Consider the following 13,866-nt stretch of genomic DNA (forward strand, 5'->3'; position numbering starts at 1 on the left):
TGGGTCCTCCCTGTTGTGGGGTGGATACGGGCGCCAATCGTCCGTATCCCGACAAATTCATTCTGCACCGATACTCACTTGCCGGAGGCTTCCGCCTCAAGCTCCTTGAGCATGGGCGCCTCCTCGCGCCAGCGCACGTACCATTCCTCCAGCGCCGGCCCGAACCAGTCCCGGTCCACGTCCATGACGGTCACTTCCGTGGTTTCGAGCTTTTTGCGGTAATCGGCGTCGATTTCGGCGTAACCGGCCACGAGACTGTCCAGTTTCTCCGAAAAGACCGCCTCGACGATGGCGCGATCTTCTTCGGAAATGCCTGCCCATTTGCGCCCGGAAGCGATAGCCGCCATCGGGAACATCATGTGGTCGGAGATGATGATGGAGCTTGCATGCTCGAAATATTTCGAGTTCCAGGTTCCTTCCACGTCGATTTGCATGCCGTCAACCTGGCCGTTGGCGAAGGCATCATACAGCGCGGGAAGCGGCATCGGTGTCGGCGCGGCGCCCAGCCCTTCCCAGAAGGCCAGTTCGGGCGCAAACGGAATCGTCCGGATTTTCTTGCCCTTCAGATCCTCGACCGTTTCGACCGGATCGGACGTCACGATCATGCGCATGCCCGCCATGCCCCAGCCGAGGCCGACAAGGCCGAAATCCGCCATGCCGTCGAGAAGCTTCTGGGCCGTCTCGCCCTTCAGCAGCTTCTGCGCGCCGGCAACGTCATCGACTATGAAAGGTGCGAGGAAGATCCCGTAGTTGGGATCGCGGTTCGAGAACTCGCCAAGCGTGAAGAAGGCGAAGTCCATCGCGCCGGTCTGCAACTGCTGCAGCATCTGTGCTTCGCTGCCAAGCTGGCCCGACGGAAAGATCAGGATATCGACGCGACCATCGGTCTTGGCCTTGATCTCGTCGGCGGCTTCCTTGGCGGTGACGGTCCACTGATGCGGCGGCGGGGTGATCAGCCCCATCCTGTATTCCTCGGCCACCGCTCCCCCGGCGGTGAAGGCTGCGAAAGAAACCGCGAGTGCGGCGCCTGCGAGTCGTTTCATCATTTTCCTCCCTGAACTTGCGACCGGCACGCGTGTAGCCTGAACCGGACACTGATATAAAATATCGATATTTTTATTTTGACAAGAAAAAAATCGATAAATTACGATTTATTGGATTTATCTCGTTTTTCCGCTGCAGTCCCGCCGAGGCTGGCAAGCGAGGTCAACAGAACGCTGAGATTCCTGTCCCGATTGGCCGCCATTTCCTCCAGAGACGGCAATCCGGACGTTTCGAAGGCGCTCACGAGCGTTTTCCGGGTCTTTTCATCCAGGTGCGGTGTCCCGAGATCGTCCCACAAGGCCTCGAACGGGTCTCCGAGCGCGTCGAGGAAACCTTCCATGCCACGGTCGCCACCAGCCAGCGCGAAGATGCTGCTCGGCCCCAAGAGACACCAGCGCGGCGCCAGCGCGAGCGTCACCGCGCGTTCGGTTTCCGCAAGACTGGCCGCCCCGCTTGCCACCAGATGGACCGCTTCGCGCCAGAGAGCCGCCTGGAGGCGGTTCACGAGATGGCCCGACACCGGCCGGTCCAATTCGAGCACTGTCTTGCCGATGCCTTCGTAGACAGTTCGTGCGAAGGAAAGCGCCTGAGAAGACGTCGTGCTTCCGCCGACAATTTCGACAACGGGCATCAGATACGGCGGATTGCAGGGATGGCCGATCAAGAGGTTTTCGCCGCGGTGTAGCCCTTCGGCAATCTCGTCGGCCGTGAAGCTGGACGAGGACGAGGCGATCACTGTCTCAGGCGACAGCTGCGGTTCCAGCGCACCAAGCACCGACCGTTTGAGCTCCAGCCGCTCCGGCAAGGCCTCCTGGACGAAGTCCGGACACCCGAGATCTTCAGGCCGGGCAACCACCAGCGGCGGCACGGCCTCATCCGCCAGGACCTGAAGACGAAGAAGCACGTCACGCGCGGCCTCCCAGGTCGCGGCGGTGCGGTCCGCTGCAAACGGATCCGGATCCAGCACAAGGGTTTGATGCCCCGCTCCGGCGAAGGCTGCGGCCCAGCCCGCTCCGATCAATCCCCCGCCGACAACGGCAACCCTGCTCACGACAAGACCTTTCCGAGACCGAGGCTGAGTGGCGGAAAGAAGACCAGCATCAGCACGACCAGTGCCACCGCCAGGAAGAAGGGCAGGATCAGGAAAGCAAGCCGTTCGGCGCGCACCCGGCCAAGGAGCGCCGCCGTGAAGAGCCCGGTGCCCACTGGTGGCGTAAGAAGTCCTGCGGTCAGGTTGAGACACACGATCACACCGAACTGGAAAGGGTCGATCCCGTAAACGCCGGTAGCGACGGGGAGGAAAACGGGAACCACCAGAATGATCGCCGGAATGGGATCCGTGATCATGCCGAGGAAAAGCAGCATGAGATTGATAAGCAGCAGGAACATGATCGGTGAATCCGTCAGGGACTGCACCCATTCGGAGACGATGGCCGGGACATTCTCAAAGGTGATCACCCAGGAAAAGAGCCCGGCGGCCGCGATCAGGAAAAGAACGATCGCGGAAGAAGCCGCCGCGCGCATGAAAGCCGGCCAGATATCCTGGGGCGCCATCTCGCGGTAGATGAACAGGCCGATGGCAACGGCCATCACCGAGGCCACCGCGGCCGATTCCGTCGGCGTCGCGATGCCGCCGAGAATGGACCCGATGATCACGATCGGTATCAGCGAGGCCGGGAGCGCGTCCCAGACCGCCAGGGCGCGTTCACGCATGGAAATCGACTGGCTTTCGGGAAAATTGTACCGCCGCCCAAGCCAGCCGATCACCGCGAGAAAGACGATGAACAGAATGATTCCCGGCACGATTCCGGCGATGAACAGATCCCCAATGGGAAGCTGCGCGATAACCCCGAAAATGATGAACAGCATGGAAGGGGGAATGATCGGCGCCAGCATGCCGCCCGCGGCGGTGATGGCCACGCTGACGTCGCGCGGGTAGCCGGTGCGCTCCATCTCCGGCACGGCGATGCGGGACATGATGGTGATTTGCGCGACCGTGGAACCGAGGATGGACGCCATCATCATGTTCGCGACCAGATTGACATAGGCGAGCCCGCCTCGAACGGACCCGAGCAGCGCCATGGCCAGGGCCATCAGCCTGCGGCCAATGCCGCCGGCATTCATGAATTCTCCCAGCAGAATGAACAGCGGAAGCGCCAACAGGCCATAATTTTCCAATCCGCCGAAAAACTGCTGCGGAAAGCTCTGAAACAGGATGGTGTTGCCGCTGGTCCAGATCAGGATGACGGCGAAGGCGACAAGGGCGAAAGCGATTGGAACGCCTGCGATCAGCAGGATTAAAAAGGCAAATCCGACCATCAGTGTTTCTCCGGCACGGCGCCAAATCGGGCCAGCACATGGATGAAACCCGAAAGACAGAACACCGGCAGGATCAGCCAGAACCAGACCTTGCGAACGCCGAGTGTCGTCGTGGGCTCCCGGTAGAGAAAATTGAAGGTCGTGCGCGAATAGGCCTTGAGGCTTTCGGCGCTCAGCACTCCGATGGGATCGAACCAGGTCCACAGCATCCAGGCAAAACAGGCAAACAGCAGGAGAAGCGTCGTGTCGACCACATAGGTGAGCAGCCTCCGTGCGTTGTGATCCAGCATGTCCGCGACCAGCGTCACGGCAATATGCTGGCGACGCGCAACACCCAGGGAGGCCCCCGTGAACGCACCGATCGCCATGAGATAAACCGCCAGTTCGTCAGTCCAGATGAGCGGGCGGCCCATGCTCCTGGAGACGACATTGGCCAGAAGCAACAGCAGTATCGCGGCAATGACGCCTCCCGCGAAACGCGCCTCGAACCAGGCGATAGCTCCACTCAGCCGGAGCAGCGGATTTTTCTCCGGCTCAAGCGACTGCCTCCCTGTGTCTGCCATCATCCAGTCCATCCTCCCCGGAACGTCGTTGACATGAATTGCCGGTGACTGAATATCGATATTTTTATATTGTCAAACAGAAAATCGATATTCTTGCATTTGTTTCCAATTCGCATATTCTATAGGTAGAGAACGCGAGCAGGCTGAGAGGAGATGAGGGGTTTGAACGCTGTGGATCAGAAACTGCCGGAGAAAACCATCTCGGAGCGGGCCTACCGCACGATACGCGAAGACATCGTCTCGGGCAGTTTGAAGCCGGGTGAGAAGCTCAAGATCGAGTCCCTCAGGCAGCGGTACGGTTTCGGCGCGGCTCCGTTGCGGGAGGCCCTTTCGCGGCTGTCGGGGGATCAACTCGTTCAGGTTCTGGGCCAACGGGGCTTTGCGGTCGCCCCGATTTCCGCCCGAGACGTGGCCGAGATCGGCGACCTGCGCAAGCTTCTGGAAGTCGAGGCCCTGGCGCGCTCGATCCCGCGCGGCGACACCGAATGGGAAGAACGGCTGATCACCACCTATCACCGCCTGTCCCGGCTGGAGACGGGTGAAGACCAGGGGATCGGCGAGCTGGACCTTTGGGAAAAGCACAACTCGGCGTTCCACGACGCGACGGTCTCGGCCTGCGACTCGCTATGGCTGCTGAGACTGCGCGAGCAATTGTTCCGCCAGCACGAGCGCTACCGGCGCTTCAGCCGGATCAAATCAGTCCTCACGCGAGACATCCACGAGGAGCACGAAGCTCTTTTCGAAGCGGCGATGGCAAGGGATGTCGGCAAGGCCGCGACCGTCATTTCCGCCCATATCCAGAGAACCACCGACGCCGTCGTCGCCGCCCTGAAAGCCGGCGATGTGAGCTGAGCGTCGATATCTCAACCGGCAATCAATCCGGTCACGATCAGGCAGAGCGGAAAGGCAATCGACCGACACCAGAAGCAAATAACGGAAACCCGGCTGAAACGCCTACTCCACAGCCCCCATGTATTTTGCCTTGTCGATCAGTTCCTGGCATTTGCTTTCGTTGCCCGCGCGATGTTCCTTGACTGCGTCATCGAGCAACTCCCGCATCTGCATGACGACGGTTTCGTCGATACCTGCCCGTCCGGGATTGGAGACCGCCCTTTCGACCTTGTCGATATCCGCCTGGCAATCCGCAAGGGCGGCGCTCATCGTAAAGCCCAGCACCGCAACACATGTGAACGCAACCCGGCTGACACTGTTGAAAAACGCCATTGCACTCTCCCCTTTTCTCCTGATCAGGCCCGGCGAAAACCGGGACCGGCAAACTATGCATCACATTTGGTGGCAGGGGAATGAACATCCCGCTTGACGCGAGACAGGCGACCCTTCGGCCGCCTGCGTACTGATCTTAAACTGACACCCGGTCGTCAGATCGCCATCACGATTCGTCCCTCGATGGTGCCGGCCTTCATCCGGTCGAAGATGCTGTTGACGTCGGCCAGCGTTTCTTCCTTGTAGTGGGCCTTGACCTTGCCCTCGGCCGCAAACTGCAGCGATTCCGCCAGGTCGAGGCGTGTGCCGACGATTGAGCCCCGGATGGTCTTGCCGTTCAGGACGGTGTCGAAGATCGACAGCGGGAAGTCTTCCGGCGGAAGGCCGACCAGGCTCATGGTGCCGCCACGCGCCAGCATGCCGACGCCCTGGGAGAAGGATTTGCCCGCGACCGCCGTGACCAGGACGCCTTCCGCACCGCCACCGGCCTGGACTTCCGCCACCGGATCGGTCTCAAGCGCATTGATGACCATGTCCGCGCCGAGCGACTTCGCAAGATCGAGTTTTTCCTTGGAGATATCGACGGCGATCACGTGAAGCCCCATCGCCTTTGCGTATTGCACCGCCATGTGGCCCAGACCGCCGATGCCGGAAATTACCACGGTCTGGCCCGGTCGCGTGTCGGTTTCCTTGAGGCCCTTGTAGACGGTCACACCGGCGCACAGCACGGGCGCCGCTGGAGCGAAATCCAGCCCGTCCGGCAGATGACCGACATAATCGGGATCGGCAAGCACATAGTCGGCGAAGCCGCCGTTGACGCTGTAGCCGGTGTTCGTCTGTTCGCAGCAAAGCGTTTCCCAGCCACCCATGCAGTGCTTGCAATGACCGCAGGCGCTGTGCAGCCAGGGAATGCCGACCCGGTCGCCTTCCTTCACGGCGGTCACGCCCTTGCCGACTTCCGCGACAATACCGACGCCCTCGTGCCCCGGAATGAACGGCGGGGCCGGTTTGACCGGCCAGTCGCCGTTGGCGGCGTGCAGGTCGGTGTGACAGACGCCGGAAGACACCACCTTGACGACGATCTTGCCGTCCGCCACTTCAGGCTTTTCGACCTCGCACAGATCGAGCGGCGCTCCGAATTCGCGAACGACGGCGGCTTTCATGGACGGCATGGCACTTTCCTTTTCCGGTTCAGAAAACAGAATTTGACATCATACTTTTGTCGCAGATGCGGCTTTGATCTAGAACAATTCAGCCGCGCCCGCATGCCAGCCATGCACTCAGTCGAAGGCTCACATCATGCGATGGTGCAGGTCGAACATGATCCAGAGGCTGCCGCCGACCATGATGAACAGGAGCACCGCGGCAAAGGCGAGGAAGAACAGGTTCTCCACCGGCGTCGATCTCAGGTCGATATGCAGGAAGAAAACAAGGTGCACCAGAACCTGCACGACCGCGGCGACGGCAATGACCGCGTAGACCGCAGGACCGGTCAGGAGCCCGCCCCAGACGAGCGCGAAAGGGATCGCCGTCAGTACGATGGCCAGGGCGAAACCGGTGAGATAGGTGGCGAGACTGCGGTCTTCAAAGTGGGTCATGTCGGCCTCCTCACATCACGCCGGGCAGGTAAACGACCGAGAAGATCCCGATCCAGACGATATCCAGGAAGTGCCAGAACAGCCCCAGCCGCATCATCCTGGAGCGGACCGGAAGGGTCAGACCCTTGACGAGCACCTGGCCGATCATCACGCAGATGCCGACCGCCCCGAGCGTCACGTGCAGCCCATGGGTGCCGATCAGGGTGAAGAAAGCCGACAGGAAACCGCTCGTGCCGGGGCCGGCGCCCTGCCGGGTCATGCTCGAGAACTCCCAGACCTCCATGGCAATGAACCCGAGGCCGAGCAACAGTGTCAGGATCAGCCACTGGACGACACGTCCGGCGTGCCCCTGGCCCATGGCGATCGTCGCAACACCGAAGGTCAGGCTGGACAAAAGAAGCAGCGCCGTTTCGCCAGCGGTATGCCCAAGGTCGAACAATTCCCTCGAGGTCGGCCCGGCGGCGGAATTGCCGGACAGCACAACGTAGGTCGCGAACAGCAGCGCGAAAATGACCGCGTCGCTCATCAGGTAGACCCAGAAGCCGAATTCCCGCGCTTCCAGAGACTTTTTCTCTTCCTCTTCGAGGATGCTCAGGCTCACCGATGTGTCCGCCATCATGCCCTCCCCGTCAGGACTGCGCCCGACGCCGCGCCGCGCGGCGCGTATTCGCGCATGTCATGCAGGTCCGCCGGCGTGATCTGCGCAAGCCGCTCGGTCTCGATCCGCTCGACTTCCGCGGCAGGCAACACGAATTCCGTGTCGTCGTTGCAGGCGCGAATGCCAACACCGACAAGACTGAGGATCAGGCAGAGCGCGGCCAGCCACCAGATCTGCCATACCATGGCGAAGCCGAGGGCAAAGGCCAGTGCACCGAGAACGGGCCCCAGCATGGTGTTCTTCGGCATGACGATGTCCTCGTAGCGTTCGGCCGGCAGATAGGCGAGACCGAGGATCTTCTGGTCGTGAAAGGCATCGATGTCGCGCACCTCGGGCAGAACGGCGAAATTATAAGGAGCCGGCGGAGAGGACGTCGCCCATTCCAGCGTACGCCCGTTCCAGGGGTCTCCGGTCACGTCCCGCGCCGAGCCCCAGGTTTTTACCGAGACGTAAAGCTGGACCGCGATGCAGACGATGCCGATCAGGACGCAGACCGCGCCGAGCGCGGCAACGATCAGATAAGGCTGCCAGTTGGGGTCGGCATAATGCTCCATCCTCCGGCTCATGCCCATGAAGCCGAGCACATAGAGCGGCATGAAGGCGAGATAGAAGCCGATGATCCAGAACCAGAAGGACCGGATGCCCCATTTCTCGTCGAGCTTGAAGCCGAAGGCCTTGGGGAACCAGTAGTTCATGCCGGCGAAATAGCCGAACAGGGCACCGGGGATCAGCATGTTATGGAAATGGGCCACCAGGAAGGTGGAATTGTGCATCAGGTAATCGGCCGGCGGCAACGCCAGGAGCACGCCGGTCACGCCGCCGATCACGAAGGTCACCATGAAGCCGATGGTGAACACCATGGAAGGGTGAAACTCGATCCGGCCCCGGTACATGGTGAACAGCCAGTCGAAGATCTTCACGCCCGTGGGAACCGCGATGATCATCGTGGCGATGCCGAAAACCGCGTTCACATTGGAGGACGCCCCCATGGTGAAGAAGTGGTGCAGCCAGACGGTGAAGGAAAGGATCGCGATACAGGCGGTGGCATAGACCAGCGACTGATAGCCGAAGAGCCGCTTGTGCGAGAAGGTCGCCACGACCTCGGAGAAGATCCCGAAGGCCGGCAGGATCAGGATATAGACCTCGGGGTGGCCCCAGATCCAGAGCAGGTTGGCGTACATCATCATGTTGCCGCCGTCGCCGTTGGTGAAGAAATGGAAGCCGAGGATCCGGTCAAGGGCGAGCTGGGCAGCCACCACGGTCAGTGCAGGAAAGGCGAAGGTCATCAGGATGGAGATGCACAGCGTTGTCCACGTAAACATGGGCATACGCATCAAGGTCATGCCCGGGCAGCGGTTCTTGACGATGGTGACGATGAAATTTATGCCCGACAGCGTGCTGCCGACCCCGCTGACCGCAAGCGCCCATATCCAGTAGTCGACGCCGACGCCCGGACTGTATTCGATCCCCGAATAGGGCGGATAGCCGGTCCAGCCGGCCTGAGAGAACTTGCCGATCACCAGCGAGATCAGCACCAGCCCCGCGCCTGCCGCGGTCATCCAGAGGCTGGCGGAGTTGAGGAAGGGAAAGGCCACGTCGCGTGCGCCGATCTGCTGCGGCACAATGATGTTAATCAGCCCGGTCAGGAACGGCATGGCCACGAAGAAGATCATGATCGTGCCGTGCGAGGAAAAGATCTGCTCGAAGTGCTCGGGAGGCAGATAGCCTTCGCTGTTGAGCGCGAACGCCTGTTGCGCCCGCATCATCAGCGCGTCGACGAAGCCGCGCACCAGCATCACCAGCGCCAGCACCACATACATGATGCCGATCTTCTTGTGGTCGACACTGGTCAGCCAGTCCGTCCACAGTACCTTCCAGGCGCGAAGATAGGTGATGAGGCAAAAGACCAGCAGACCGCCGCCGACGGTAACCCCGGCTCCGCCCATGGCGACCCAGGAATAAAACGGCAAGGCATCAAGTGTCAGACGTCCCAGCATTCAGACAGCCCCCCTGCAGATCAGTTCGGCCGCTTCGCTCTCATAGGGGCCCACAATCGGCGCGTATTTGCGCAAGATGATATCGAAAAGTCCCGGTTCGAAGGAGCCGTAATAGGCCACCGGGTTGGCAACACTTTTTTCTCGCAGGTCGAGATAGGTCTTCGCGTCGAGCACGGCGGAGGCGCCGGAGGCCTTCTTCTTCCAGGCGTCGAAATCGTCTTCCGAAAGCGCGTGCGCCAGGAAGTGCTGATCGGAAAAGCCATCACCGGAATACATGGTGTTGCGCCCCTTGAAGACGCCCGGTCCGTCGGCGAGCAGGTTGAGTTCTGAGCGCATGCCGGCCATCGCGTAGATTTGGCCGCCGAGAGCCGGAATCATCAGAGAATTCATGACCGTGTCGGAGGTGATCTCGAGGCTTACCGGCCGGTCCGCCGGAAACGCAAGTTCATTGACGCTCGCGACACCGAGTTCCGGATAGACGAACAGCCATTTCCAGTCGAGCGCCACGACCTGCACCTTGAAGGCGGGTTTGCCGGACGCCAGCGCCTTGTAGGGATCGAGTTTGTGGGTCGTGTTCCAGACCAGCATGCCGAGCACGACGATGATCGCGGCCGGAACAAGCCAGACGACCGCCTCGACCACCCAGGAGCCGCCCCACTCCGGCGTGTAGGCCGCCTTTTCGTTGGTCCGGCGATAGCGCCAGGCAAAAAGCACGGTCAGGAGGATCGCCGGGATTGCGACGATCATCATCAAACCGAAGGCGGTGAACAGGAGGTTTCGCTCCTGAAGCGCGATAGGGCCTTTCGGATTGAGCACCGGAGCGTCGGAGATCCCGCACCCCTGAAGCGTCAGGCAAGACAGCACGATAACGGCCAACATGACGGGTACTTGTAACCGGGGGAATATCGAACGGGTCATCGATCTGGTCTTGCTCCTCCAAAGGGTGACGGAGGTAAAGTGACTGTCCCGGAAAACCGGTGGATGACCGGTCGGCTTGGACGTAGGTAGAAACGAATCGGGACACACAACCACTAACGCAGATTCGCGGCGTCCTGGAAGCCTAGCGGAGCATTGTAACGTTTTAAAGAGCAGCCGATGAGCTGTTTCCGCAGATCGGGAGCAGCGCTCACGGACCGGCCGCGAGGGGAACCGACAGGGAGAACACGGTCCCGCAGCCTTTCCTGGAGTGACAACCAAGCTCCATGCCATTTTCCCTGGACAGCTCGTAACAGACGGCCAGGCCGAGACCATGACCTTCCGAGGTCTCCCCCTTGCGGTAGGCTGTCGCGAACTCCGCGACTTCCGCCTCGTCCATGCCGGGCCCCGTATCGCAAACACACAGAAGCAACCGGTCTTTCCGTCGGCGCGCGCCGACCAGCACGCGGCCGCTGACCGTGTATTTGACGGCGTTCGACACGAGGTTGCTGACAATGCGCATCAGGATCAGCGGTGGGACCGCGATCTTTAGTGTCGAGGGAACCCGTCGAAGGTCCACGCCCTTCGAGACCGCTTCCTCCCGGAACATCTCGAAGACGGTGTCGATCACCAGCCCGGCTTCATAGACTTCCTGTTCGGCGTCAGTGGTCTCGGCACCGCCCTCCCCGTCCTCAGCCGACCCCGGGTCATCCTCTGCCGGCGACGTCTCTCTCAGATAGTCGTTCGACAGGGCCTCGATATAGTCGAACGCTTCCCTCAGGCGCTGCCTGACACCCGGTTCGACGTTGGCCGTCAGCGTATCGATATTCATGCGCAGGGACATGATCGGCTGTTTCAGATCGTGCGAGGCTGTAGCAAGCTGGCGCTGTCTCAGGCTCGCCAGTTCGCGGGCACGCGTGTAGTTGCGTTCCGCGACCAAAAGCTCCTGGCTTCGCTTCGCCTCCGCTTCCAGAGCTTCAAGTTGCGACGCCACGGCGTTGGCATGCGTGCGGCGCAACTGGACAATATGCGTCGTCAGGCCGGTCATCGTCGACAGGAGCAGAATGAAATAGATGCCCTTGACCGCAGTGGCCGAGGGAATGATTTCAGCCCGGCTGCCGACGATCATGACCGCAACGAGAAAAACGACCGCCAGTGTCGCGAATGCGGAAATCAGCATTGACGACAGGTGGACGTCCCCTTCTTTCCGCCGCCAGGTCGCGCTGGAAATGAAAAACGAGACGAACATCAAAACGATAAGCAGATTACCGAAGATCGTCACATAGGTGCCCGGGGAATAGAGCGAGGCGAGGTAACCGGCGACGGAAAAAAGCGACAGCGCCAGCAGCGCGAGAGACAGTCCCGTTTCACGGCCGTCGCGAACGAAAGAACGGCTCGAAATGAAAAAGCCCAGACCGGAGACGGCAAAGAAGAGAAAAAACCCGATTTTGCCCAGGTACTCGGGATCGTCCGGAACGGCGAACCTGAACCAGAGCCCGTCAATCAGGGCGATCAGCCCCAGACCGAACGCGAACTGAACCGCGTAAAGAAGCCCGATCCAGTTTTTCAGGGCCATGTGAAAACCGGCGAAGAAAATCAGGCACGATATCGCGAACGAATAAAACGCGGTGTGGGAGATACCGGAGGCGAAGGCCGACGTTTCCAGCTCGACCGGCGTCTCGAGGGCCATCTTGAACCCCTGGAACGGCCCGAACTTGAAACCGACCATGACCGTCACACGTTCCTGCGGAGCGATCTCAAAAACCGGCGTTCTGAGCCGGGTGACCGAATGCTGTTGCGGCGCGAAGGGCTCGAATAGCGAATATCTGAGCAGGTTCTCGGTAAAACCGCTGTCGCGGATCACATAGATTTCAGCCTCGCTCACCAGTGGCAGGTCGAGGGTCAGGACAAAGGGATCGACGCCGCGCCCGTCGTCCAGGGTCGCGTTGAAGATCTCCACCGCCGCCCAGGCTTCCGGCGCATAGTTCCAGTCCGTCATGGACGTCGTCATTTCCCGGTGGAAGTCACCCGACCGGTACCGCTTCAGGGCGTCGCCGAGCGAAAGCATGGGCTCACTCAGATAGGTCATGTGCGGTTTGAGGGAAGAAATGCCCTGGCCCGGCTGCAGATTGACTGTCTCCGCTCCTGCGTAACCGGTCAGAAAAAGACTGAACAGCAACACGATCCCGAGGCGCGGAAATCTGGTCATTTCACCTCGGGCATGTCAGGCTGGCTCCTTGAAGGCAGAATGGGTGTCTTGCAGTGAACGATCCGAAATACAACGCAGTAATCGCCGACGATCATGCCATCGTTCGCTCCGGCCTGAAAGATGCGCTTGAAAAACCGGGACTGATCGAGCCGGACGGGATCAGGGTCCTCTCGGAGGCCGGAGACGGGCTCAGCGCAATCGCGGAAGTCCGCAAGCACCGGCCGAGCCTGCTTCTGCTCGATGTCGCCATGCCGATGGCCGGAGGGGTCGAGGTCCTGATCGAGACCCGCCGCTGGTCGAAGGAGACCAGGGTCGTTGTGCTTACCGGGATTTCGGCCGTCGGTCTGATTTCCGACCTTGTCGACGCCGGCGTCGACGGCCTGTTTTCCAAGGCTTCAGACAACACGGAGTTTTATACCAGGCTGCCCGGCATCCTCAGAGGTCAACGGCACATCTCAGAATACTTCCTGAATATCCTGGAAGAAACGCCGAAACCGCCCGTCCTGACAGACAGGGAGCGGCAGACCCTCAACATGATCCTGTCCGGCCGTTCCAACAAGGAAATCGCGGAAGGCCTCGGCATAAGCGTCAAGACGGTGGACAAGCACCGCACCAGCCTGATGCAGAAATTGAACGTTCATTCCGTACCGCAACTCATTTCGCGCGCGCTGAAGGAAGGGCTGATCGATCCGTCGAAGGAACTCTAGGTGATGGCCTCAGGAATGGGGGATCGCCCCCATGGGCCGGAGAGGTGTTTCGTTGGAGATTGCTAGCAGCATAACCGAAGAAAGGACCCCCCGATGCCTGCCATCAGACCGAAAACCGCAAGTCTCCTCCTCGGATTGTCCCTGGCCGTGACAAGCGGCATTCAGACAGTTCATGCGCAGGACGGCTTCCGCGAAATCCGTGTTGCCCCCGGCATGGCAACTTCCAGGAGCTTTATCGAGGTCTTGAAGCCTTTCCTGGACGGCCACCCGGAATCCACCGAGGGGAATGCGGGGATGGAACTGTCCGTCAACAAAGACAAGGCGGGTTCCGGTTTTCGGGTCGAAATCGTCAAGACAGGCTATCTGGACGACAGCGTTCTCGGCGAACATTTTCGCGGTTACGTCATCCAGACGAGCAAGGGCGAGTGGGAACTGCTGAGCATGGCGGTCAAACAGCTTTGCGCGCGAGGAGAAACCAGCGAGGGAACATGCCAATAACGAAAACATGCCTCAATATCGGCGGGTCTGTTTGTGTCCTGTGAAGTTCCCATTATCTTCATTGCGCAATTGACCATCAGGGCCTTTTCAAGAGACACGAGACGGTCGGAAGCTGCTTGTGAACAACCAGACGG

Annotated in this window: 14 protein-coding genes; 3 read left to right on the plus strand and 11 right to left on the minus strand. The window is 60.5% G+C overall.

Annotated elements, in window-relative coordinates; translation table 11 throughout:
• Positions 1-74: 74 nt before the first annotated feature.
• The 4 genes from JF539_RS11735 to JF539_RS11750 form a co-directional block, all read right to left on the minus strand.
• A complete protein-coding gene (locus tag JF539_RS11735; protein ID WP_207140570.1) occupies positions 75-1,043 on the minus strand; it encodes a TRAP transporter substrate-binding protein in 969 nt (322 codons plus the stop codon).
• A 101-nt stretch (positions 1,044-1,144) separates the two neighbouring features.
• Complete coding sequence (locus JF539_RS28005; protein ID WP_207140571.1) at positions 1,145-2,095, minus strand: 3-hydroxyacyl-CoA dehydrogenase family protein; 951 nt, start codon at positions 2,093-2,095, stop codon at positions 1,145-1,147.
• Positions 2,092-3,363, minus strand: coding sequence for a TRAP transporter large permease (locus JF539_RS11745; RefSeq protein WP_207140572.1), 1,272 nt, complete (start codon positions 3,361-3,363; stop codon positions 2,092-2,094). Before JF539_RS11745 ends, JF539_RS28005 begins: the two co-directional genes overlap by 4 nt.
• The gene (locus tag JF539_RS11750; RefSeq protein WP_236042371.1) at positions 3,363-3,929 is read right to left on the minus strand and encodes a TRAP transporter small permease; all 567 of its coding nucleotides are present in this window, start codon (positions 3,927-3,929) and stop codon (positions 3,363-3,365) included. The genes JF539_RS11745 and JF539_RS11750 overlap by 1 nt, the downstream gene beginning before the upstream one ends.
• Before the next feature lie 168 nt (positions 3,930-4,097).
• Between JF539_RS11750 and JF539_RS11755 the strand changes: the two genes are divergently transcribed.
• Positions 4,098-4,778, plus strand: coding sequence for a GntR family transcriptional regulator (locus JF539_RS11755; protein ID WP_328809248.1), 681 nt, complete (start codon positions 4,098-4,100; stop codon positions 4,776-4,778).
• A gap of 102 nt (positions 4,779-4,880) precedes the next feature.
• On the opposite strand, the gene JF539_RS11760 is transcribed toward JF539_RS11755, so the two are convergent.
• The 7 genes from JF539_RS11760 to JF539_RS11790 all read right to left on the minus strand — a co-directional run bounded on the left by JF539_RS11760 (position 4,881) and on the right by JF539_RS11790 (position 12,527).
• A complete protein-coding gene (locus JF539_RS11760; protein ID WP_207140574.1) occupies positions 4,881-5,150 on the minus strand; it encodes a hypothetical protein in 270 nt (89 codons plus the stop codon).
• 155 nt (positions 5,151-5,305) lie between these two features.
• Positions 5,306-6,322, minus strand: coding sequence for an alcohol dehydrogenase AdhP (adhP, locus tag JF539_RS11765; protein ID WP_207140575.1), 1,017 nt, complete (start codon positions 6,320-6,322; stop codon positions 5,306-5,308).
• A 120-nt stretch (positions 6,323-6,442) separates the two neighbouring features.
• Entirely contained in the window at positions 6,443-6,748 is a 306-nt protein-coding gene (gene cyoD / locus JF539_RS11770) for a cytochrome o ubiquinol oxidase subunit IV (RefSeq protein WP_207140576.1), read from the minus strand.
• Positions 6,749-6,758: 10 nt separating this feature from the next.
• Positions 6,759-7,364: a cytochrome o ubiquinol oxidase subunit III gene (gene cyoC, locus JF539_RS11775; RefSeq protein WP_207140577.1), complete on the minus strand. Its 606-nt coding sequence runs from the start codon at positions 7,362-7,364 to the stop codon at positions 6,759-6,761.
• Complete coding sequence (gene cyoB, locus JF539_RS11780; RefSeq protein WP_207140579.1) at positions 7,364-9,403, minus strand: cytochrome o ubiquinol oxidase subunit I; 2,040 nt, start codon at positions 9,401-9,403, stop codon at positions 7,364-7,366. Before cyoB ends, cyoC begins: the two co-directional genes overlap by 1 nt.
• Positions 9,404-10,282 carry a ubiquinol oxidase subunit II gene (gene cyoA / locus JF539_RS11785; protein ID WP_209017102.1) on the minus strand — a complete coding sequence of 293 codons (879 nt, stop codon included), beginning with the start codon at positions 10,280-10,282 and terminating at the stop codon, positions 9,404-9,406.
• A 247-nt stretch (positions 10,283-10,529) separates the two neighbouring features.
• A complete protein-coding gene (locus tag JF539_RS11790; protein WP_207140583.1) occupies positions 10,530-12,527 on the minus strand; it encodes a sensor histidine kinase in 1,998 nt (665 codons plus the stop codon).
• Positions 12,528-12,580: 53 nt separating this feature from the next.
• On the opposite strand from JF539_RS11790, the gene JF539_RS28010 reads away from it, so the two are divergent.
• Both JF539_RS28010 and JF539_RS11800 read left to right on the plus strand, forming a co-directional pair.
• Positions 12,581-13,234, plus strand: a complete 654-nt coding sequence (locus JF539_RS28010; RefSeq protein ID WP_207140584.1) for a LuxR C-terminal-related transcriptional regulator — start codon at positions 12,581-12,583, stop codon at positions 13,232-13,234.
• A 93-nt stretch (positions 13,235-13,327) separates the two neighbouring features.
• Positions 13,328-13,732, plus strand: coding sequence for a hypothetical protein (locus tag JF539_RS11800; protein ID WP_207140585.1), 405 nt, complete (start codon positions 13,328-13,330; stop codon positions 13,730-13,732).
• The last annotated feature ends 134 nt before the right edge of the window (positions 13,733-13,866 follow it).

The sequence above is a fragment of the Roseibium aggregatum genome, assembly GCF_017309185.1.
Classification (GTDB): domain Bacteria; phylum Pseudomonadota; class Alphaproteobacteria; order Rhizobiales; family Stappiaceae; genus Roseibium; species Roseibium aggregatum_B.